The sequence below is a fragment of the Stenotrophomonas maltophilia genome, assembly GCF_002799245.1.
In the GTDB taxonomy this organism is placed as follows: domain Bacteria; phylum Pseudomonadota; class Gammaproteobacteria; order Xanthomonadales; family Xanthomonadaceae; genus Stenotrophomonas; species Stenotrophomonas maltophilia_S.
In genome coordinates this window covers 381,224-401,785 of the sequence record NZ_NEQV01000004.1, presented here as the reverse complement: position 1 = coordinate 401,785, position 20,562 = coordinate 381,224, and the positions used below count along the sequence as shown (strand labels likewise).

The 20,562-nt window shown below is 68.1% G+C and carries 18 protein-coding genes; 8 read left to right on the top strand and 10 right to left on the bottom strand.

Translation table 11 applies throughout. The features are described 5' to 3' along the window. Positions 1–106: 106 nt before the first annotated feature. Positions 107–625, bottom strand: a complete 519-nt coding sequence (locus B9Y64_RS14160) for a c-type cytochrome (RefSeq protein ID WP_100441244.1) — start codon at positions 623–625, stop codon at positions 107–109. Positions 626–820: 195 nt separating this feature from the next. Continuing rightward, on the bottom strand, positions 821–1,438 hold the full coding sequence (locus B9Y64_RS14155; protein WP_019337660.1) for a TetR/AcrR family transcriptional regulator: 618 nt from the start codon (positions 1,436–1,438) through the stop codon (positions 821–823). A gap of 159 nt (positions 1,439–1,597) precedes the next feature. On the opposite strand from B9Y64_RS14155, the gene B9Y64_RS14150 reads away from it, so the two are divergent. From B9Y64_RS14150 to B9Y64_RS14140, 3 genes are read left to right on the top strand one after another with little or no spacing between them, the layout of a single operon-like run. After that, positions 1,598–2,761, top strand: coding sequence for an isovaleryl-CoA dehydrogenase (locus B9Y64_RS14150; protein ID WP_057500055.1), 1,164 nt, complete (start codon positions 1,598–1,600; stop codon positions 2,759–2,761). Positions 2,762–2,771: 10 nt separating this feature from the next. Then, complete coding sequence (locus B9Y64_RS14145) at positions 2,772–4,382, top strand: carboxyl transferase domain-containing protein (protein ID WP_100441243.1); 1,611 nt, start codon at positions 2,772–2,774, stop codon at positions 4,380–4,382. A gap of 8 nt (positions 4,383–4,390) precedes the next feature. Then, a complete protein-coding gene (locus B9Y64_RS14140) occupies positions 4,391–6,391 on the top strand; it encodes an acetyl-CoA carboxylase biotin carboxylase subunit (protein ID WP_413482577.1) in 2,001 nt (666 codons plus the stop codon). 19 nt (positions 6,392–6,410) lie between these two features. Here the strand turns inward: B9Y64_RS14140 and B9Y64_RS14135 are convergent, their stop codons facing one another. Further along, positions 6,411–7,577: a putative peptide maturation dehydrogenase gene (locus B9Y64_RS14135; RefSeq protein WP_100441242.1), complete on the bottom strand. Its 1,167-nt coding sequence runs from the start codon at positions 7,575–7,577 to the stop codon at positions 6,411–6,413. Between the two features lie 138 nt (positions 7,578–7,715). Here B9Y64_RS14135 and B9Y64_RS14130 point away from each other — a divergent pair, with 138 nt between their 5' ends. Then, the gene (locus B9Y64_RS14130) at positions 7,716–8,012 is read left to right on the top strand and encodes an NHLP-related RiPP peptide (protein ID WP_100441241.1); all 297 of its coding nucleotides are present in this window, start codon (positions 7,716–7,718) and stop codon (positions 8,010–8,012) included. Between the two features lie 7 nt (positions 8,013–8,019). On the opposite strand, the gene B9Y64_RS14125 is transcribed toward B9Y64_RS14130, so the two are convergent. From B9Y64_RS14125 to aceB, 4 genes are all read right to left on the bottom strand, one after another. Then, positions 8,020–10,512: a putative peptide modification system cyclase gene (locus B9Y64_RS14125; RefSeq protein WP_238379903.1), complete on the bottom strand. Its 2,493-nt coding sequence runs from the start codon at positions 10,510–10,512 to the stop codon at positions 8,020–8,022. 13 nt (positions 10,513–10,525) lie between these two features. Beyond that, positions 10,526–11,566, bottom strand: coding sequence for a GGDEF domain-containing protein (locus tag B9Y64_RS14120; RefSeq protein WP_100441239.1), 1,041 nt, complete (start codon positions 11,564–11,566; stop codon positions 10,526–10,528). 371 nt (positions 11,567–11,937) lie between these two features. Further along, positions 11,938–13,239 (bottom strand): isocitrate lyase, encoded by a 1,302-nt coding sequence (gene aceA, locus B9Y64_RS14115; RefSeq protein ID WP_069118153.1) that lies wholly within the window; start codon positions 13,237–13,239, stop codon positions 11,938–11,940. A gap of 64 nt (positions 13,240–13,303) precedes the next feature. After that, a complete protein-coding gene (gene aceB / locus B9Y64_RS14110; RefSeq protein WP_100441238.1) occupies positions 13,304–14,926 on the bottom strand; it encodes a malate synthase A in 1,623 nt (540 codons plus the stop codon). 110 nt (positions 14,927–15,036) lie between these two features. Between aceB and B9Y64_RS14105 the strand changes: the two genes are divergently transcribed. Continuing rightward, a complete protein-coding gene (locus B9Y64_RS14105) occupies positions 15,037–16,005 on the top strand; it encodes a LysR family transcriptional regulator (protein ID WP_100441237.1) in 969 nt (322 codons plus the stop codon). Positions 16,006–16,039: 34 nt separating this feature from the next. Here the strand turns inward: B9Y64_RS14105 and B9Y64_RS22415 are convergent, their stop codons facing one another. Further along, the gene (locus B9Y64_RS22415; protein WP_265350057.1) at positions 16,040–16,165 is read right to left on the bottom strand and encodes a hypothetical protein; all 126 of its coding nucleotides are present in this window, start codon (positions 16,163–16,165) and stop codon (positions 16,040–16,042) included. Positions 16,166–16,261: 96 nt separating this feature from the next. Between B9Y64_RS22415 and B9Y64_RS14100 the strand changes: the two genes are divergently transcribed. Next, complete coding sequence (locus B9Y64_RS14100) at positions 16,262–17,170, top strand: LysR family transcriptional regulator (RefSeq protein ID WP_100441236.1); 909 nt, start codon at positions 16,262–16,264, stop codon at positions 17,168–17,170. Between the two features lie 138 nt (positions 17,171–17,308). On the opposite strand, the gene B9Y64_RS14095 is transcribed toward B9Y64_RS14100, so the two are convergent. Together B9Y64_RS14095 and lepB are read right to left on the bottom strand one after the other, a co-directional pair. Then, positions 17,309–18,565 (bottom strand): MFS transporter, encoded by a 1,257-nt coding sequence (locus B9Y64_RS14095; protein WP_100441235.1) that lies wholly within the window; start codon positions 18,563–18,565, stop codon positions 17,309–17,311. A gap of 123 nt (positions 18,566–18,688) precedes the next feature. Beyond that, positions 18,689–19,315: a signal peptidase I gene (gene lepB / locus B9Y64_RS14090; protein ID WP_100441368.1), complete on the bottom strand. Its 627-nt coding sequence runs from the start codon at positions 19,313–19,315 to the stop codon at positions 18,689–18,691. 268 nt (positions 19,316–19,583) lie between these two features. Between lepB and B9Y64_RS14085 the strand changes: the two genes are divergently transcribed. Both B9Y64_RS14085 and B9Y64_RS14080 read left to right on the top strand, forming a co-directional pair. Beyond that, the gene (locus tag B9Y64_RS14085) at positions 19,584–19,985 is read left to right on the top strand and encodes a hypothetical protein (RefSeq protein ID WP_100441234.1); all 402 of its coding nucleotides are present in this window, start codon (positions 19,584–19,586) and stop codon (positions 19,983–19,985) included. 3 nt (positions 19,986–19,988) lie between these two features. Beyond that, positions 19,989–20,435 (top strand): 3-dehydroquinate dehydratase, encoded by a 447-nt coding sequence (locus B9Y64_RS14080; RefSeq protein WP_100441233.1) that lies wholly within the window; start codon positions 19,989–19,991, stop codon positions 20,433–20,435. Positions 20,436–20,562 lie beyond the last annotated feature (127 nt).

Here is a 20,562-nt window from a genome sequence, read left to right as displayed (position 1 = left end):
CCTGGCGATTGTAGAGCCGAGCCCACGCTCGGCTGCCTCGGCACGGTTGCCGCAGACAGCAACCGAGCGTGGGCTCGGCTCTACAGAATGCGGCGCGTTGCGCCGCTTACTTCAGGTTGCCCAGCATCCAGTCCACGGTGGCGTGGATCTGCTCTTCGGTCAGGGCGGGGTTGCCGCCCTTGGGCGGCATGATGCCGCCGTCGGGGCCGGTATAGCCCTCGATGGCGTGCTTGTAGAGGGTGTCCTTGCCCTGCGCGATGCGCTTGTCCCAGTGCGAATGGTCCAGCGTCGGCGCCATGCCCACGCCGGTGGTGTGGCAGGCAGTGCACAGGTTGTCGAAGATCACCTTGCCATCCTTGGTGCCACCGTAGGCCACCTGCGACGCGGCCTTGGCCAGCGCGGCGGCCTTGGCAGCGGCCTGCGCGGCGGCGCCGGTACTGCCGGCATAGACCGCGCCGGTGGGCGAGATGCGCTGCTGGGTACGCTTGGCCGCGGTCGGCGACACCTCGGGCGGAATCCGGGTGTGGATGTAGGCGGCAAGGAGGATGAGGCCGAGGGTGATGGTCGCCAGCAGCGCGATCACCATGGAGAAACGTTTCAGGAACTCCAGATCGTAATTCCGCACTCTTCGTTACCCCTGGCTGATAGTCGTTGGACCACGGCTGAGCGACTGCGTGATGGACCGAGTATAGAACGCGCTTTGCGTGCGACAACAGGCGTCACTGCTGGTGCGACGCAGCATGCCGGGGCTGGGGTCAGATCCCTTTTGCCGTGCAAAAGGGATCTGACCCCGGCAACAGAAGCCGGCCAGCGGCCGGCGCTACCGTTTTGCGGGGGCACCGATCGCGCGCAGGCAGAAGCTGCAGATCGCATCGACCAGCGCATCTTCATCGCGGTGCGCTTCGCGGCTGGGTGCGGTCGGGCCGACCATCGCCTCGGTGAAGGCACCGACCAGGCAGGCGGCGGCCACATGCGCGTCCTGCGCCGGCAGTTCACCGGCCGCCACGCCCTCCTCCACCAGCCGCAGGAACACGTCGCCGAACGCGCGACGGCCGCGCATGCGCTCGGCTTCCACGTCCGGATCGACCGGTTCGACGATGAAGGCGTGCGCCAGCCCCGGCCCGGCCAGGGCGCGGCGGACGAAGGCGGTGATCGCCAGCCGCAGGCGCTCGCTGGCCACCTCCGGGCCACTGGCGATGCGCTCCATGATCGCGACCTCATGGGCCACGGCGGCATTGAGGACTTCCACGAACAGTTCGGCCTTGGACGGGAAGTGGCGATAGATCAGGCCGGTGGACACCCCGGCCTGGGTCGCCACGGCGGTCACCGGGGCGTTGCGCCAGCCGCCGGTGGCGACCAGCTCGCGGGTGGCCAGCAGGATCCGTTCACGGGCGCCCGCCAGGCGTTCTTCCATCAATGCAGAGCGTTTATAGGCCATGTTCTGATTCTATTTTCAATTTTTGAATTCGTATTCACTTCTTACCCGAACCCCGCTACGCTGGGGCCATCGCCCGTGTGGGTGGCGGTCCTGCCGACCGCCGCCCGCTCCCCCGCCGGGTGCGTCCATTTCCTGCCATCCCGTCGTGGAGCCACCACAATGCACGTGCCATCCCTGAACTTCGATCTTGGCGAAGACATCGACCTGCTGCGCCAGAGCGTGGCCCATTTTGCCGCCGCCGAGGTCGCACCGCTGGCCGCCGAGGCCGATGCCACCAACCAGTTCCCGCTGGCACTGTGGCCGAAGCTGGGCGAACAGGGCCTGCTTGGCCTCACCGTGGAGGAAGAATACGGTGGTACCGGCATGGGCTACCTGGCCCACGTGGTGGCGATGGAAGAAATCTCGCGCGCATCCGGCGGCATCGGCCTGTCCTATGGCGCGCACTCCAACCTGTGCGTGAACCAGCTGCGCAAGAACGGCAACGAAGAACAGAAGCAGCGCTTCCTGCCCGGCCTGTGCAACGGCAGCCTGGTCGGTGCACTGGCGATGAGCGAACCGGGTGCCGGTTCGGACGTAGTGTCGATGAAGCTGCGCGCCGACAAGCGCGGCGACCGCTACGTGCTCAACGGCAACAAGATGTGGATCACCAACGGCCCGGACGCCGACGTGCTGGTGGTCTACGCCAAGACCGACATGGAAGCTGGTGCCAAGGGCATCACCGCGTTCCTGGTCGAGAAGGGCATGAAGGGTTTCTCCACCGCGCAGAAGCTGGACAAGCTGGGCATGCGCTCCTCGCCCACCTGCGAGCTGGTGTTCCAGGATTGCGAAGTGCCGGAAGAGAACGTGCTGGGCCAGGTCGGCGGCGGCGTGCGGGTGCTGATGTCCGGCCTGGACTACGAGCGCGTGGTGCTGTCCGGTGGCCCGCTGGGCCTGATGGCCGCGGCCATGGACGTGGTGATGCCGTACGTGCACGAGCGCCACCAGTTCGGTGAAGCGATCGGCAGCTTCCAGCTGATCCAGGCCAAGATCGCCGACATGTACGTGGGCCTGGGTGCCTGCCGCGCGTATGTCTATGCCGTGGCGCGCGCCTGCGACCAGGGCCGCACCACCCGCCAGGACGCCGCCGGTGCCATCCTGTACGCCGCCGAGAAGGCCACCTGGCTGACCGGCCAGGCGATCCAGATCCTCGGTGGCAACGGCTACATCAACGAATATCCGACCGGCCGCTTGTGGCGCGACGCCAAGCTGTATGAAATCGGCGCCGGCACCTCGGAGATCCGCCGCATGCTGATCGGCCGCGAACTGTTCCAGCGCACCCTGTAAGGCCAACGCGATGACCGTCCTGAACAGCCAGCTGCAACCGGGCAGCGAAACGTTTGAAAGCAACCGCGCGGCCATGCAGGCCGTGGTCGACGACCTGCACGCCACCCTCGCCCGCACCGCACTGGGTGGCAGCGAGGCGGCGCGCGCCAAGCACACCGCGCGCGGCAAGCTGCTGGTGCGCGACCGCATCGACGCCCTGCTCGACCCCGGCAGCGCCTTCCTGGAAATCGCGCCCCTGGCCGCGCATGGCATGTACGACGATGCAGTGCCTGCCGCCGGCGTGGTGGCCGGCATCGGCCGGGTGAGCGGCGTGGAGTGCGTGATCGTGGCCAACGATGCCACGGTGAAGGGCGGCACCTACTACCCGATGACGGTGAAGAAGCACCTGCGCGCACAGGAGATCGCCGAGCAGAACCATCTGCCCTGCATCTACCTGGTCGATTCCGGTGGCGCGTTCCTGCCGCTTCAGGACGAAGTCTTCCCCGACCGCGACCATTTCGGCCGCATCTTCTACAACCAGGCCAACCTGTCTGCGCAGGGCATTCCGCAGATCGCCTGCGTGATGGGCAGCTGCACCGCCGGTGGTGCCTATGTGCCGGCGATGAGCGACGAGACGGTGATCGTGCGCGAACAGGGCACGATCTTCCTCGGCGGCCCGCCGCTGGTGAAGGCGGCCACCGGTGAAGTTGTCACCGCCGAGGAACTGGGTGGTGCCGACGTGCACACCCGCATCTCCGGCGTGGCCGACCACATGGCCGACAACGATCTGCAGGCGTTGGCGCGGGTGCGCGCGATCATCGCGCAGTTGAACTGGCGCAAGCCGGAACCGGCGATGGCGGTGCAGGCAACGGAAGAACCGCTGCTGCCGGCACACGAACTGTACGGAGTGATCCCGGCCGATACGCGCAAGCCCTACGACGTGCGCGAAGTGATCGCGCGGCTGGTGGATGGCTCGCGATTCGATGAATTCAAGCCGCGCTACGGTGCAACGCTGGTGACCGGCTTTGCCCATCTGAACGGCTACCCGATCGGCATCATCGCCAACAACGGCATCCTGTTCTCCGAGTCGGCGCTGAAGGGCGCGCACTTCATCGAGCTGTGCACCCAGCGCAACATCCCGCTGGTGTTCCTGCAGAACATCACCGGCTTCATGGTCGGCCGCAAGTACGAACAGGGCGGCATCGCCAAGGACGGCGCCAAGCTGGTGATGGCGGTGGCCTGCGCCAAAGTGCCCAAGTTCACCGTGGTGATCGGGGGCTCGTTCGGTGCCGGCAACTATGGCATGTGCGGCCGGGCGTACTCGCCGAACTTCCTGTGGATGTGGCCGAATGCGCGCATCGGCGTGATGGGCGGCGAGCAGGCCGCCAGCGTGCTGGCCACGGTCAAGCGCGATGGCATCGAAGCCAAGGGCGGCCAGTGGCCGGCGGCGGAGGAAGACGCGTTCAAGGCACCGATCCGCGACCAGTTCGAGCAGCAGGGCCACCCGTACTACGCCAGCGCGCGCCTGTGGGATGACGGCGTGATCGATCCGGCCGATACCCGCCGGGTGCTGGCCCTGGCGCTGTCGGCCAGCCTCAACGCCGCCCCGCAGCAGACGCGCTTCGGCGTGTTCCGCATGTAACCCGTGCCATGACCGAGCCTGTTGCCATGTTCACCAAAGTCCTGATCGCCAACCGCGGCGAAATCGCCTGCCGCGTCATCGCCACCTGCCGCCGCCTCGGCATCGCCACCGTAGCGGTGTATTCCGATGCCGACCGCACGGCGCGCCACGTACGCCTGGCCGACGAAGCCATCCACATCGGCCCGGCCGCCGCGCGTGAGAGCTACCTGCGCGGCGATGCCCTGCTCGATGCCGCACGCCTGACCGGCGCGCAGGCGATCCACCCCGGTTACGGCTTCCTGTCCGAGAATGCCGACTTCGCCGAGGCCTGCGCCGCCGCCGGCATCACCTTCATCGGGCCGCCGGCCAGCGCCATCCGCGCGATGGGCGACAAGAGCGCGGCCAAGGCACTGATGGCCAAGGCCGGTGTACCGCTGACGCCGGGCTACCACGGCGACCAGCAGGCGCCGGAGTTCCTGCACACGCAGGCCGATGGCATCGGCTACCCGGTACTGATCAAGGCCAGCGCCGGTGGCGGTGGCAAGGGCATGCGCAAGGTCGAACGCAGCGAGGACTTCGTCGATGCACTGGCCAGCTGCCAGCGCGAGGCGGCCTCGGCGTTCGGCAACGACCACGTGCTGGTCGAGAAGTACGTCGAGCGCCCGCGCCATATCGAGATACAGGTGTTCGGCGACAGCCACGGTGATGCGGTCTATCTGTTCGAGCGCGACTGCTCGGTGCAGCGCCGCCACCAGAAGGTGCTGGAAGAAGCACCCGCGCCGGGCATGAGCGCCGAGCGCCGCGCCGCGATGGGCCAGGCTGCGGTCGATGCCGCGCGCGCAGTGGGCTATGAGGGTGCCGGCACCGTGGAATTCATCGCCGGCCCGGATGGCGATTTCTACTTCATGGAAATGAACACCCGCCTGCAGGTCGAGCATCCGGTCACCGAGTACATCACCGGCACCGACCTGGTGGAATGGCAGCTGCGCGTGGCCTCGGGCCAGCCGCTGCCGCTGCGCCAGGATCAGCTGGCCATCCACGGCCATGCGATCGAAGCACGCCTGTATGCGGAGGACGCCGACCGTGGCTTCCTGCCCTCCACCGGCACCCTGCGCCGCCTGCGCCTGCCGGCGCCGTCCGCCCATGTTCGCGTGGATACCGGCGTCGAGGAAGGCGACAGCATCACCCCGTACTACGACCCGATGATCGCCAAGCTGATCGTCTGGGACGTCGACCGCGACGCCGCGCTGCGCCGCATGAGCCAGGCGCTGGCTGACTGCCAGGTGGTGGGCGTGACCACCAATGCCGGCTTCCTGCGCCGCCTGGTGAACACCGATTCGTTCGCACACGCCAAGCTGGACACCGCGCTGATCGAACGCGAACAGGCGGCATTGAGCGTGGTCGGCGACAGCGACGATGCCCTGTGGCTGCTGGCGGCGGTTGCCGCCGTGGCCACTACCGCGCGCGCCGGCAGCGATGCGCGCGACCCGCATTCGCCGTGGCAGGCGCAGGACGGCTGGCGCCTTGGCGCGCCCGCGCCGCGCGTGCTGCCGCTGCAGCAGGGCGAACGCCGGCACACGCTGAAGGTGTGGGCGCAGGCCGATGGCTGGCGTGTGCAGTGCGATGACGCAGCGCCGGTGCAGGCGATCGGCACGGCCGATGTGCAGGGCCTGACGGTGCAGCTCGGCGAGCGCCGCTGGACGCTGCAGCCGCTGCGCGAGGGCGACCAGCTGTACCTGTTCGGCGCCGACGGCCAGCACCGCTTCACCCTGCACGATCCGGTGGGTGAATCGGACCACGCCGCAGCCGACGCCGGCAGCCTGTTGGCACCGATGCCGGGCAGGATCGTCGCCACGCTGGTCGCAGCGGGCACCGAGGTCAAGCGCGGCACGCCGCTGGTGGTGCTGGAAGCGATGAAGATGGAGCACACCCTGCAGGCACCGGCCGATGGCACGGTGAAGGGCTACCGCGCCAAGGCCGGTGACCAGGTCGGCGACGGCGCGGTGCTGGTCGATTTCGAGGCGGCATGAATGCCGGGGCGGCGGCCGCTCAGCGGTCGTCGCCCGTCGCCACCCGCCCGGCGGGATCGAATTCCGCCGTGTCCAGCGTGGCGCTTCGCCAGCCCAGGCCACAGATGGCCATCGCGCTCTGGCCGATGCCATCGAACCCGAAGGCACGATCGACATCAGCATCGTTGATGGCCGCCGTCACGAACGCCGCCAGCCCACGCTCGGTGGCGCACAGATACAGCAACTGCGAGATGTGGCCGACATCCAGCGTCACCGCACGGTGCGCCTTGGCGTGGTTGCGGTACTTCCAGAAACAGCGGTCATAGCGCGGCGCCAGCACCAGCAGCGCCGGCGCATCGGCGAACCACTCCTGCCCGGACAGCATCCGCCGTGCCAGCGCCGGCAACGCCTGCGGCGGTGGCGAGGGCAGCGGCAGCACGGCGTGCTGCACCGGGTGGTAGTGGTACAGGCCCGGTACCAGCCCGTCCACGTTCTGCACCAGCAGGAAGCCTTCGGTGGGATGCAGGCCGCCACCGGAAGGCACGTTCTTCTTCAGGAACTCGGTATCGCGCTCGACTTTCTGCACCGCGTGGGCCATCAGCGTGCGCTGCAGCACCTGGGCCAGCAATGGCAGCGGCAGCGCGCGCTGCGGGTCGAAATTGCGGCAGGTGGTGCGGCGCGCCAGCAGCGCGTCGAACACGGCCTCTTCGCTGCGCGGCAGTGGCTGGTAGTCGCCCTGAATGGACTGCACCACCGGCGGTGGCGGCCCGAGGCGCTGGCGCAGGCCGGCAGCGGTATCCAACCCCTGCCGGCGCATGTCCTCCACGCTGTCCACGGCCTGCCAGCGCGCATGGCGATGGGCCAGCGCGGCCAGCGGCCACCACTGGCTGCGCCGCAGCGCCTCGTCGCGCATCTGGTGCCCCACCTCGCTCGGCGGGTCGGTCAGCAGCAGGCCCTGCTCGACCAGGCGGGCCAGCATGGCCGGGGAGGCATCGGCGGGCGGTTCGCTCCAGCGGTGCGCGCTGAGCTCGCCCAGCAGCTGGCGCTCCTCGGCATCCACCGGCAGTGGCTGGTCCAGATGGGCGGCCAGGGCCACCCAGCTGATCTGGCTGTCCATCTCGGCGTGGCCGGCCAGCATCGCGCGCAGGTCCAGGGTGACCGCCTCGCGGGGCTCGAACATCAGGCTGGCGCAGCGGCGCAGGCGCATGGGTTTCCTTCCTTCTGCCGCACAACCGGCATAGCAGCAACGACCGCGGCGCGGCCAACTTTAGCGACGTGCACAGCGCGGCCCTCAATGGCAGGCTGTTGCGGCCGATACGAGAAACTCCACCTACGGACGATCCCCATGAGCACCCATCCCCGCCTTTCCGCCGCAGATGCCAGCACCCTGCTGGACCACCTGATCGGCAATGACGAATTCCGCAGCCACTTCACCGCTTCGCCGGCCAAGGCCCTGGCCTCGATCGGCCTGGACGGTGCGGTCGGCGAAAACGACTGCATGAAGATCGGCACCCTGGCCTCGGTCGAGGAGCTGAGCCAGGTGCGTGACGGGCTGCAGGCCCACCTGTCCGGGTCGGTGGCGGCCATGACCGTGGTGTTCTGCTTCGAAGCCGGCAAGGTCGGCGAGCGCATCGACGGCTGACGCGCCATCAGGGCGCGCCGGCCGTGGCCGGCGTTGCCCACGTAGAGACGTCATACACGTTCAGCGGTTGCCACACCTGCAGGGCGGTGACTTCGGCAATCGCCCGGCCGCGATGCTGGGCCAGCCAGGCCTGCTGGCGGCGTACGGCGGCTTCATCGCCCTGCGCGCGCAGCGCGAGCAGCAGCACTACGTGTGCCTGTACCGGCTCGTTGCCGTCGAGCATCGGCTCGATCAGGGTGCGGGCAGCCTCGGGCCGCTGCATCTGCAGCTCATCCATGGCACTGACAATGCGCAGCCAGCGGTCCGCGACCGGACTCCGCAAGCCGCGCAGCAGGGACTGCTGATCGTCCAGCCAGCGCCTGGCCAGCTCGAACTGGCCCTGCCGCTGTGCCAGGTGGACCAGCGCCAGCCACTGCAGGCCACGGGCATGCAGCATGGGATCATCGCGCTCCTGCAGCATCGGCTGCAGCAGCGCTGCAATGGCCTGCAGCTCGGCACGGTCAGCGCCCGGGCACAATGCCGCCACGCTGGCGTGCTGCAGGCGCTGCTGCACCTGGAGGTCGATCAGCGCCGGCGCCGGTGCGTCTTCACGAATCGCCTGCTGCATCGCCGTGCAGTCACGCTGCGCGGCCGCCAGCAGCAGCTGCGCACGCAGCTTCATCCGCTGCTGCAGCGCATCGCTGGCATGGATCTGCGGCAACAGCTTCGCTGCCTTGGCGTACTGTCCCTGCGCCACGAGCACATCCACACCGGTCTCATCGGCGTCATCACGACCGCGCAGCACCTGCGCCTGGGCCAGTGTTTCGGCGGCGAGCTGCGGTTGGTTGGCAGCGATCTGTATCCGCACCAGATGGACCAGCGGATACAGCCGCAGGGGGTCCTGCGGCACCGCGGCCGCACGCGCATAGGGTTCGGCCTCGGCGAACTGGTTGGCCTGCAGCAGGTACCAGGACGTGTTGGACAGCCCCGCGAACGAGTCCGGATAGACCTTGGCCAGGGTGCGCCATTGCTCCAGTGCCCAGCCGCCCGGCTCCAGCTCGGCCATCCAGGCCTTCAGGTACAGCCGCTCGCGTGGCGGCAGCCGGTCCTGCAGGTCCAGCGCATGCTGCATGGCTTCGCGCGCACGCCGCCCTTCCTCGACACGCGCATGCAGCTTGGCCACGCCCATGTAGGCCAGGGCGAAACCAGGGTCGATATCGATCGCAGCCTGGTAGAGGTTGCGTGCTTCCTCGAAGCGACGCTGGCCCAGTGCACTCTCGGCCAGCGCGAATGCACGCAGCGCGCGCAGGTCCTGGGTCGACGCCCGCGGCAGCGGCAACGACTGTTCCAGGCTTGCCACCGACTCGCCCAGTCCGCGCCGTAGTCGCCCGACCACGTCGTCCACCGCGAACACCATCTGATCGGAGCGATCCGCAGTGGCGGTGAATGTCTGGATCACCTGGCCGCTGCCCGGCGCAGCGACATCGATGGCCAGTTCATAGCCATCGATCTTCTGCCGCACGGTCGGCAACAGCACGGCGCGCGCACCTTCACGCACCGCCACGTCGACAGCGGTATCGCGGTTCAACCGGGTGTCGCCCGAGAGCCGCGCCATTTCCAGGCTTTCGCGGATCTTGCCCTCCGAGAGCACGTTCACGTAGCGCGACTGTTCCAGCGCAATCCGGATCGCGTGCCGCATCGAGTCGTCGAAGATCGGGTCACCGGTCAGGTTGTCGACATCCCCCAGCACCACCCAGTCACGCTCGGCGAACGCGATCGCCGGTTCCGGCCGCAGCAACAGCCAGCCGCCCAGCAGGGCCACCGCCAGCACCAGGCCTTCAGCAGCCAGCACCAGCGGCTGCCGCCACAGCGGCAGGTCACGGCGCGCCTTGGCATTGGCGCGCGGCATGCGCAACGGTGCCGAACCGATCTCGCCCACTTCGATCACTTCCTGCACCACCGGCACGCCCTTGAAGCGCCAGCGCCCGTGCGACTTCCACAGCAGGCGCGCACCGCGCTCTCCCAATGCATCGGTGGCACGGCGGGTCAGCGATTCAGCCACCGCCGACAACAGGATCTGGCCGGGCCGGGCCAGCATCATCAGGCGCGCCGCCATCGGCTTGGCCAGGCCTTCCACTTCCATCGATTTGGCGCCGGCGCGGACTGCCTCGGCACTGTTTTCCCAGGTCAGCACGTCACCCACATGCAGGCCGGCACGCGCGCGCAGTTCAATCGCGCGCTGCTGGCCCAGCGCATGCAGTTCGCGCTGGTAGTCCAGGGCGAAGCCCAATGCATCGATGGCGCGCTCGAACAGCATGAACAGGCCGTCGGAGCGATCGATCAGCTGGCCATTCCAGCGGTGCTGCAGCACCAGCACCAGGCGGTCGTGTTCCTGGAACAGGCTCGCCGCCGCCACATCGCCGATCCGCTCGACCAGCTGCAGCGAATCACACAGATCGGTGAACAGCAGGACGCGTAGCTGTGGGCTATGCGGGGCCGACGTTCCGTTGTCGCCATTCATCGCCTGCATCTCCCTATTGATCGTCCGGATCATCTACCCAGCGCAGGCAGTTGCCGCCGTCGCGCTTGGCGCGGTACAGCGCCCGATCGGCGCTGGCATACCACTCGCTCCAGTCCGCGTCGGCGGCCAGCAGGCTGGCTCCGATGCTGACCAGGCTTACATGCGGCGTGCCGTGGCTGCGCTCGAGCAGGCCATGTACCGCACTGAGGATGAACTCGGCAGCGTGCTGCACGATCTCGTGGTTGCCTCGGCGCAGGATCAGGCAGAACTCATCGCCGCCAAGGCGGCAGGCCAGGTCCTGTTCGCCGGCCATCGAGCGCAGGATGTTGCCCATGCTCTGCAGCACGCGATCGCCGGCCTGGTGGCCGTGGCGGTCGTTGATCTGCTTGAAACGGTCGCAGTCGATCAGCAGCAGCGCCTGCGGCGGCCCCTCGCCATGCTCGTGGCACTCCTGCAGGTACAGGGTGAGGCCACGGCGGTTGTGCAGCCCGGTCAGTTCATCGGTACGCACCAGCTCACGGGTGTGGGTCAGCTGGTGGGTGGTGATGTAAAGGTTGTCCAGCGCGGTTTCCAGATCGTGGTTGCGCCGGCGCAGCTGGCTGATCAGTGCCTGTTCGTTGGTCAGCACGCGCATGATCGTGCGGCGCAGGAAGTAGGCCACCAGGCCGGGATCGGATTCGACCAGCCGGTGGAAATCGGCCGGGCCCAGCTCCAGCACATCGCAGTCGACCAGCGCGCGCGCACTGGCGCTGCGCAGGTGGTCGCCGACCAGCAGGCCCAGTTCTCCGAAGAACTCATGCTGCCCGAGCGTCTTGATCACCAGGTCCTCGCCGAAGTCCAGTTCGATCTGGCCTTCGAGGATCACATACATGCGCTCGCCGCGGTGGCCACGCTGGAACAGCCACTGTCCGGCACGGAGCTTGCATGCGCGGGCGAATCTGGCGAACAATGCCACCTCGGCATCTGACAACAGAGCGTGCACGATCTCGGCCATCGCCACCCGGGCGATACCTGTCGTCATATCACTGTTCTCGGCCGCACCCCTGCCGGTCATTCCCTGCACCCGCCGCCAGCGTCCCCTGGTGAGCCGCGGAGCATAGCACCGCTTTAAAGTGTGCGCCCTATCCCATTTTGACCCTTCCGCCGATCTTGATTGATGTGAAGATCGGTGGTGGCCCGTTCTGGTCACGGGTGTCCGGGCAAAACTCCTGCTGGATCAATCCGATGCCGGGTTTCACAGGGTTTCGGCCAAGTTGCCGGGACCCGGGGTGCGCCTGATTGACGCTGCCCGCTGCCAGCACCTTTGCATCGATACAACAACGCCGGCAGGTCCCCCGACCGGCCGGCGTTGTCTGGCCCTTCCCTGGCCACCCTGATCAGATTTCGAGGCTTCGGTAGTGCCGGCCGACGGCCGGCACTACCGGGTCACGCCGCGCGCTCGCTGCGCCCGCCATGGAACTGCTCTTCCTCGGTCGAACCGGTCAGCGCGGTGGTCGACGACTGGCCCTGCTGGATCGCCTGGGTCACCGCGTCGAAGTAACCGGTACCGACCTCACGCTGGTGCTTGACTGCGGTGAAGCCGCGCTCGGCCGCTTCGAACTCGGCTTCCTGCAGTTCCACGAACGCGCTCATCTGGCGGCGCGCGTAGCCGTGGGCCAGGTTGAACATGCCGTAGTTCAGCGCGTGGAAACCGGCCAGGGTGATGAACTGGAACTTGTAACCGTAGCTGCCCAGTTCGCGCTGGAACCTGGCGATGGTGGCGTCGTCCAGGTTCTTCTTCCAGTTGAAGCTGGGCGAGCAGTTGTAGGCCAGCAGCTTGCCCGGGAACTTCGCATGGATCGCCTCGGCGAACTTCCGTGCGAACTCCAGGTCCGGCTTGCCGGTTTCGCACCACACCAGATCGGCATACGGCGCATAGGCCAGGCCGCGGCTGATCGCCTGGTCCAGACCATTCCGGGTCTTGTAGAAGCCCTCGACGGTGCGCTCGCCGGTGGCAAAGGGCTTGTCGTTGCCATCGATGTCGCTGGTCAGCAGGTCGGCGGCTTCCGCATCGGTGCGCGCCACCAGCAGGGTCGGCACGCCCAGCACATCGGCGGCCAGGCGCGCGGCGTTGAGCTTCTCGATCGCCTCGCGGGTCGGCACCAGCACCTTGCCGCCCATGTGCCCGCACTTCTTCACCGAGGCCAGCTGGTCCTCGAAGTGCACGCCGGCGGCACCGGCCTCGATCATCGCCTTCATCAGTTCGAACGCGTTGAGCACGCCGCCGAAGCCGGCCTCGGCATCGGCCACGATCGGCTGCAGGAAGTCGATGTCATCCTTGCCTTCGGCGTGGTGCAGCTGGTCGGCGCGCAGCAGCGTGTTGTTGATGCGCTTGACCACCGCCGGCACCGAATCGGCCGGGTACAGCGACTGGTCCGGATACATCTGGCCGGCCAGGTTGGCGTCGGCCGCGACCTGCCAGCCGGACAGGTAGATCGCCTTCAGGCCGGCCTTGACCTGCTGCATGGCCTGGTTGCCGGTCAGTGCACCCAGCGCGTTGACGAACTCGCGCTCATGCAGCGACGCCCACAGCTTCTCCGCACCCAGTCGGGCCAGCGAATGCTCGATGTGGACGGTGCCGCGCAGGCGCACCACGTCGGCGGCGCTGTAGTTGCGCTGGATGCCTTCCCAACGCGGGTTGGTATCCCAGTCGTGCTGGATCTGTTCGGCAGTGGGCAGCTTGCTCATGTCTTTCTCCAGTTCGGTTCGTGCGTGCAGCGGGGAGGAAAGCGACGGAAAACGCGGGCGGCAGTCAGTCGATGCGCGCGTAGGCCGGCAGGGTCAGGAAATCGGTCAGTTCTTCGCTACGGCTCAATTCGCCGAGCAGGGTGATGGCTTCGCTGATGCGTGCGCCACCGGGCAGCGCGGCGGTATCGCCCAGCCGTGCCGGCAGCTGCGCCAGGGTGGAATCCAGCAGGGCCAGGTCGATCGCGGTGCCATCGTCCAGCTGCTGGCCCGGCGTATGCAGCCACTGCCACAGCTGGCTGCGGCTGATCTCGGCGGTGGCCGCGTCCTCCATCAGGTGATGGATCGGCACGCAGCCGTTGCCATCCAGCCACGCGGCCAGATAGCGCACGCAGACTTCCACGTTGCCTTCGAAACCGGCGCGGGTGATGGTGCCCGGCGGCCGCGCGATCAGTTCGTCGCGGCTGACGCGCACATCCTGGCGCAGCACGCTGTGCTGGTTCGCACCCGGCATGTGCTCGTCGAAGATCGCCATCGCCACCGGAATCAGTGCCGGGTGCGCGACCCAGGTACCGTCGTGGCCGGCGCTGACTTCGCGCAGCTTGTCGGCGCGCACGCGGGCCATTGCCTGTTCGTTGGCGGCGGCATCGTTGTTGATCGGAATCTGCGCGGCCATGCCGCCCATTGCATGTGCACCACGGTGATGGCAGGTCCGGATCAGCAGTTCCGAATACGCCTTCAGGAACGGCTGGGTCATGGTCACCTGGCCGCGTTCGGGCAGCACGCGGTCGGCGTGGCGGCGGAACGTCTTCAGGTACGAGAAGATGTAATCCCAGCGCCCGCAGTTCAGGCCGACGATGCGGTCACGCAGCGCGTGCAGGATCTCATCCATCTCGAACACCGCCGGCAGCGTTTCGATCAGCACGGTCACCTTGATCTGGCCGTGCGGCAGGCCGAGCATGCCCTCGATGTGCGACAGCGCGGTCTCCCACAGCGCCGCCTCTTCCATGCTCTGCAGCTTGGGCAGGTAGAAGTACGGGCCGCGATCCTTGGCCTGCAGGGTGCGGGCGTTGTGGAAGGCGAACACCGCCGCGTCGAACAGGCCACCGGCAATGAACTGGCCATCGATGCGCACGTGCTTCTCGTTCAGGTGCCAGCCACGCGGGCGCACGATCAGCACCGCCTGCTCGTCGTGCGGGCGCAGGGTGTAGTGCTTGCCATTGGGTGCGGTGTATTCCAGCTCACCACGCACCGCGGCGGCCAGCGACTGCTGGCCCGCCAGCAGGTTGCGCCAGGTCGGCGAGGTCGAATCCTCGAAGTCGGCCATGAACACCCGGGCGCCGGAGTTCAGCGCGTTGATGACCATCTTCGGGTCGGTCGGGCCGGTGATCTCGACGCGACGGTCCTGCAGCGCGGCCGGCAGCGGTGCGACGGTCCAGTCTCCGCTACGGATCGCGGTGGTGTCTTCGCGGAAATCCGGCAGGCCGCCCTGGTCGAAGAACGCCTGGCGCTCACGGCGGGCCTGCAGCCGCGCCTGCCGGCCCGGTTCCACCGCACGGTGCAGGGACACCAGCAGGGCCAGCAGCGGCGCCGGCAGCAGGGTGTCCTGGCCGGCCACCCGGGTCGCCAGTGCGATGCCGGGGGTCGCCTTGGTGGCGGGGGTGGAAACAGCGGAAGCGACGGCGGACATGGGACGACTCCAGCAGTGGGGGAACGACTCCACGGTGCCGCCGCGCCTGAGTATTTGGCAAAACAGTTTTTGCAATGTTCTACATAAGTTGTGCTAATACTCGTAACACGATGACCACGCGCCCCCCGCCAAGCCCGCGTTTTTCCTACAAATCCGACCGGCTGAAACCGCTGCGCGCGTTCTGCCAGACCGTGCGCCTGGGCTCGGTCTCACGGGCGGCTGAGGCGCTGTTCGTCAGCCAGCCGGCCATCAGCCTGCAGCTGCAGGCGCTGGAACGGGAGCTGGGGGTACCGCTGTTCGAGCGCAGCGGGCGGCGCCTGGTGCCCAGCCGCGAGGGCCAGCTGCTGTACGAGATGGCGCAGCCGCTGGTGGAGAACCTGGACGGGCTGGAGGCGCGCTTCCGCGACAAGGTGCGCGGCCTGGACGCGGGCGAGCTGAACATCGCCGCCAACAGCTCGACCATCCTGTACCTGCTGCCGAAGATCGTCGAACGTTTCCGCCTGCACCACCCGGATGTGCGCCTGACCCTGCACAACGCGATCAGCGCCGACGGCACCGACCTGCTGCGCGAGGATGCCGCCGACCTGGCGATCGGTTCGATGACCGATGTGCCGGCCGACCTCAGCTACGCACCGGCGTATCGCTTCGAGCAGGTGCTGATCGCACCGCACGACCATCCGCTGGCCGGCGGTGGCGAGCTGGAACTGGCCGATATCGCACGCTATCCGCTGGTGCTGCCGCCGAAGCGGCAGATCACGTATCGCCTGGTCGACCAGGTGTTCCAGCGTCACCGCATCGCCTACACCGTGGCACTGGAAGTGGGCGGCTGGGAGGTGATCAAGCAGTACGTGGCGATGGGCATGGGCATTTCGATCGTGCCGGCGCTGTGCCTGAACGAGGCCGACCGCGAGCGGCTGGCGGCGCGGTCGATGAAGCGCTGGTTCCCTGAGCGCAGTTACGGGGTGATCGTGCGCCGGGGCAAGGCGTTGTCGGCGCAGGCGCGGGCGTTCATCGAGCTGATCCAGCCGGAGCTGTTCAGTCCGCGCGACTACGACCAGAGCGGGCATTCGGAGCGGTGAGGGGTGTCCGGCGGGGCTGCGCCCTGCACCTGCTTCAAGCCAGGGCAACGCCGGCCTCAAACGCGGGCATTCCGTGGGATGGCGGGGCGGCTCGGTCTTCGACAGCTTCCCGCCGCTGTTGGTAGGTGTCGACCTTGGTCGACAGGTAGATCCACGCCATGCATGGATGCTTCTGCAGAGTCGAGCCATGTCCGGCTGGCGGGAAAACGATCGAAGAAGACGACAAGCCCTGCGTCAGGCTGGCTAGACTGCACCCATGTCCATCGAACTCCGCCACCTGCGCTACTTCCTGGCCGTTGCCGATACGCTGCACTTCGGCCAGGCGGCGGAGCGGCTGGGCATGTCGCAGCCGCCGCTCAGCCAGCAGATCCGCCAGTTGGAGGACCTGATCGGCGCGCGCCTGTTCGTGCGCAGCCACCGCCGCGTGCAGCTGACGCCTGCGGGCGAGCTGCTGCAGGAACGTGCACGCGCCATCGTGCAGCACGTGGAAACCGCGGTGGACGAGGTGCAGCGCGCGCAGCGCGGCGAACAGGGTGAGCTGCGTATCGGCCTGACCCGGGCCACGCCGCTGTCACCGCAGATTCCGCGTTCGATCCTGCGCTACCGCCAGCAGTACCCACAGGTGCGGCTGCAGCTGAGCGAGATGAACACACTGCAGCAGATCGATGCACTGCTCGACGGGAGCCTGGATGTGGGCATCATCCGCAAGCGTGCATTGCCGCCGGAACTGGTGGCGCACAGCCTGTTTGTCGACCCGCTGGCGCTGATCGTGCATGCCGACCACCCTGCCCTGCGCAGGCTTTCGAAACAGGGCACGCTGTCGCTGCGCGACTTCGCGCAGGAGCCGTTCGTGGCGTTCCGCCGCAGCGCCGGTGCGGGCATCCACGACCACATGATCGCGTTGTGCGCGGCCGCGGGCTTCACCCCGCGCATCGTGCAGGAGGCAGGCGAAGCCTCGACCCTGATCAGTCTTGCTGCTGCCGGCCTGGGCGCAGCAATCCTGCCGTCGTCGTGCGACCACATCCGGGTGGAAGGCGCGCGCTTCGTGGCACTGGCCGATGCCGGCGCGCATTCGGAGGTGCAGCTGGCGTGGCATCGCGAAGGCGTGACACCGCTGATCCGCAACTTCGCCGGGTTGCTGCGCGAAGCGTTCGCGGAGGGCTGAGCCGAATGCAATCCGGTAGCGGCCAACCCTGGTTGGCCCAAAGCCACAGCGCCGACCAAGGTCGGCCGCTACCAGACGCTGTGCGAAGCGTTTGCGGAGGGGTGCCGGCCAGCGGCCGGCACTACCTTACGGATGGGATCACGCCGTGACCGGCTGCGGCGCGCGCTGCTGCAGCGCCCAGACGATGCCACCACCGATCAGGGTCAGCACTGCGGCGAATACGCAGACACCACGCCAATCCCACGCCGCATAGGCCAGGCCACCCACCCCGCCCAGCACGCTGGACCCGAGGTAGTAGGCGAACAGATACAGCGCCGAGGCTTCGGCACGCATCGCACCGGCACGGCTGCCGACCCAGCTGCTGGCCACCGAGTGGCCGCCGAAGAAGCCGAAGGTCACCAGCGCGATGCCCAGCGCCATCGTGCTCAGCCATGGCATCGCCAGCAGCGCGATGCCGGCGCCGATCAGCGCGAACGAGATCGACAGGATGCGGCCGCGCCCGTATCGCGTGGCCTGCTGGCCCATCCACGCCGAACTGAAGGTGCCGACCAGGTAGACACTGAAGATCAGGCCGACCACGGTCTGGCTGAGGTGGTACGGCGGCGCCAGCAGGTGATAACCCAGGTAGTTGTAGAGGGTGACGAATACACCCATCAGCACGAACGAGGTGGCGAACAGCCACGGCAGGCCCGGGTCGGCGAACAGCGCGCGCCAGCGCGACGGCAACTGGCGCAGCCCGTCACGACGAGGATGGAAGTGGCGCGACGGCGGCAGCTGCAGCCACAGCAGCACGGTACTGGCCACTGCGATGATCGAGACCACGCCGATACCCCAGCGCCAGCCCCAGTGGTCGGCGATGATGCCGGCCAGCAGGCGCCCGCTCATGCCACCGATGGCGTTGCCGCCGATGTACAGGCCCATCGCCAGGCCCAGTGCGCGGCTGTCCATTTCCTCGACCAGGTAGGTCATCGCCACCGCCGGCACGCCGCTCAGCGCCAGGCCGAGCAGGGTGCGCAGCACCAGCAGCGTGGTCCAGTCATCCACCAGCGCCGTGCCCAGCGACAGCACGGCCGAGGCCAACAGCGCGACGATCATCAACGGGCGGCGGCCGATCGCATCGGACAGCAGGCCGGCCAGCAGCATCGCCACGGCCAGGGTTCCGGTCGTCAACGACAGCGACATCGCGCTGCCGGCGGCGGACACGCCGAAATGGCGGCTGAATTCGGGCAGCAGCGGCTGCACGGTATACAGCAGGCCGAAGGTGGAGAAGCCGGCCAGGAACAGTGCCAGCGCGGTGCGGCGGAAGGCCGGCGTGCCCTGCTGGATGCGGGTCTCGGCGCTGGAATCGACAGTGTGGGGGCGGCGCTCGAGGGCCGCCGCGGTTTCGCCAGTCATGGGATCGATGGGCCGGTGGGGCGGCCGGGCGTGGGAGGGAACGGGCCTCAGACTAGGCCCGTCCATCCAGTCGATCCATAACCTGATAAGTCAGGATTGATACTCCTGACGTATCGATTCAGCTTACAGCCGCTGCCACTCGAAGCCGTCGCCGGAGCGGTAGTACACCGCCACCGCACGGCCGTAGAGCTTGTCGGCGTCGACGAAGCCGAAGAAACGGCCGTCGAAGCTGTTGCCGCGGTGGTCACCCAGCACCAGCACCTTGCCGGCCGGCACCACCAGATCGGCGATGTCCGGACCGCCGCCCATGTCCAGGTCGAGGCGGGCACGGCGCGCGCCGAAGGCTTCCACGTCCTGCAGGTCGGCGATCTGCAGCGGCTGGCCGTTGATGCTCAGGTGGCCCTCGCGCATCTGCACGTGGTCACCGGCCACTGCCGCCACGCGCTTGATCAGGCGGGTGCCGTCGGCCGGTGAATCGAACACCGCCACTTCACCGCGCTGCGGAACGCCGGTGGACATCAGTTCCTTGCCGGTGAACGGCAGGCGCAGGCCATAGGCACGCATGTCCACCACCACCCGGTCGCCGGGCTGCAGGGTCGGCTGCATCGAGCCACTGGGCACTACGTAGTGGTTGGCGAGGGTATCGCGGGCGGCAGCGAGCAGGCCGAGCATCACCAGCAGCGGCAATGCTTCCTTCTTCAACCAGGCCAGCGCGCGTTCGGAAAAGGGAGGGCGGGCAACAGCATCCATGTCAGGCTCCGGGTAGGTGGTATCGGCATTGGACCACAACCGCGCGGCATAGGTTCCCGCGCCGGAATCCTGTAGCGCCGGGCCCACACTCGGCTGCACCCGGGGCAGGGATCCGGCTTGCCTGAGTGGCAGCCGAGCATGGGCCCGGCGCTACAGGAAGGGTTACGCAGGTTTTACGCGCCGGCCCGGCAGCAGGCATCGCACCTTTACGGGCGGCACGCGCATCGTGTGCCCACCGCGCCGCAGGGCGCATTCCGCAAGGTGTTGTATGACCCTCCTGGTGATCCGCCACGCGTCTTCGTCGGCGCCGCGCCCGCAGCTGCCGGCGCAGTTGGCCGGCCATCGCGTGCTGTGCAGCGACTGCGCCAGCCTGTCCGAAGTACGCCAGTGCCTGTGCCAGCCGCAGGCGCGTTCGGCCGACTGGGTACTGCTGGATGTCGGCGTGGCCGACGAAGCGCAATGGCAGGCCGAAGGCGGTGCGTTGCAGGCGGCGCTGGAACGGCTGCCGGCGCAGTACATCGAGCTGCAGGCCCCCAGCGAACCCGGCCTGGACGCGCGCCTGCGCCTGCAGCATGGTCCGGCCGCCGTGGTCATCGACCAGCGCAGCCAGCAGGCCGGTTACCCGCTGTCACTGGCCATCGTTGGCCGTCGCCTGGCGCAGGAGGGCTGAGCCATGTCGATCTTCATCATCCGCGGCCCGGAAGCGGCCGGCGCGTTGATCCGCACGGCGATGCCACTGCCGGCGCCGGTACTGAAGTCGCTGGTGCATCGCGCGATCGACGCCGGGACCAGCGTGGCGATCCGTGCCTGTGGCTCGGAGCAGGAACTGCTGGATGCCCTGCGCGTGGCCGACCACAGCCGCGGCGAGGTCACCCTGCTTGACCCGGGTGCGTGTGCCGGCAGCCTGCGCCTGCAGCGCCTGCTGCCCTACCTGCACAATGCCTACGTGGAAGTGCATGACGACGGCGCGGTGGCCGAACCGTGCCTGCCGGCCGGCGTCGGCCAGCGCCTGGGCATCGCGGCCGGCTATGGCGCGCAGAGCTACGTGCTTGCACTGGATATCGCGCTGGATCACCTGGGCCTGGCCGAGCAGGCCAACCGGGTGCATGTGGGGACGTGATGGCCGGGCTGTGCCCGGCACCCGGTAGTGCCGGCCGCTGGCCGGCAACCTCAACAGCAACAGCAGAAGCTGGATTTCCGTGGGATGGCGGGGTGGGTCCGGTTGCGGGGGACGCTGCAAGTACGTC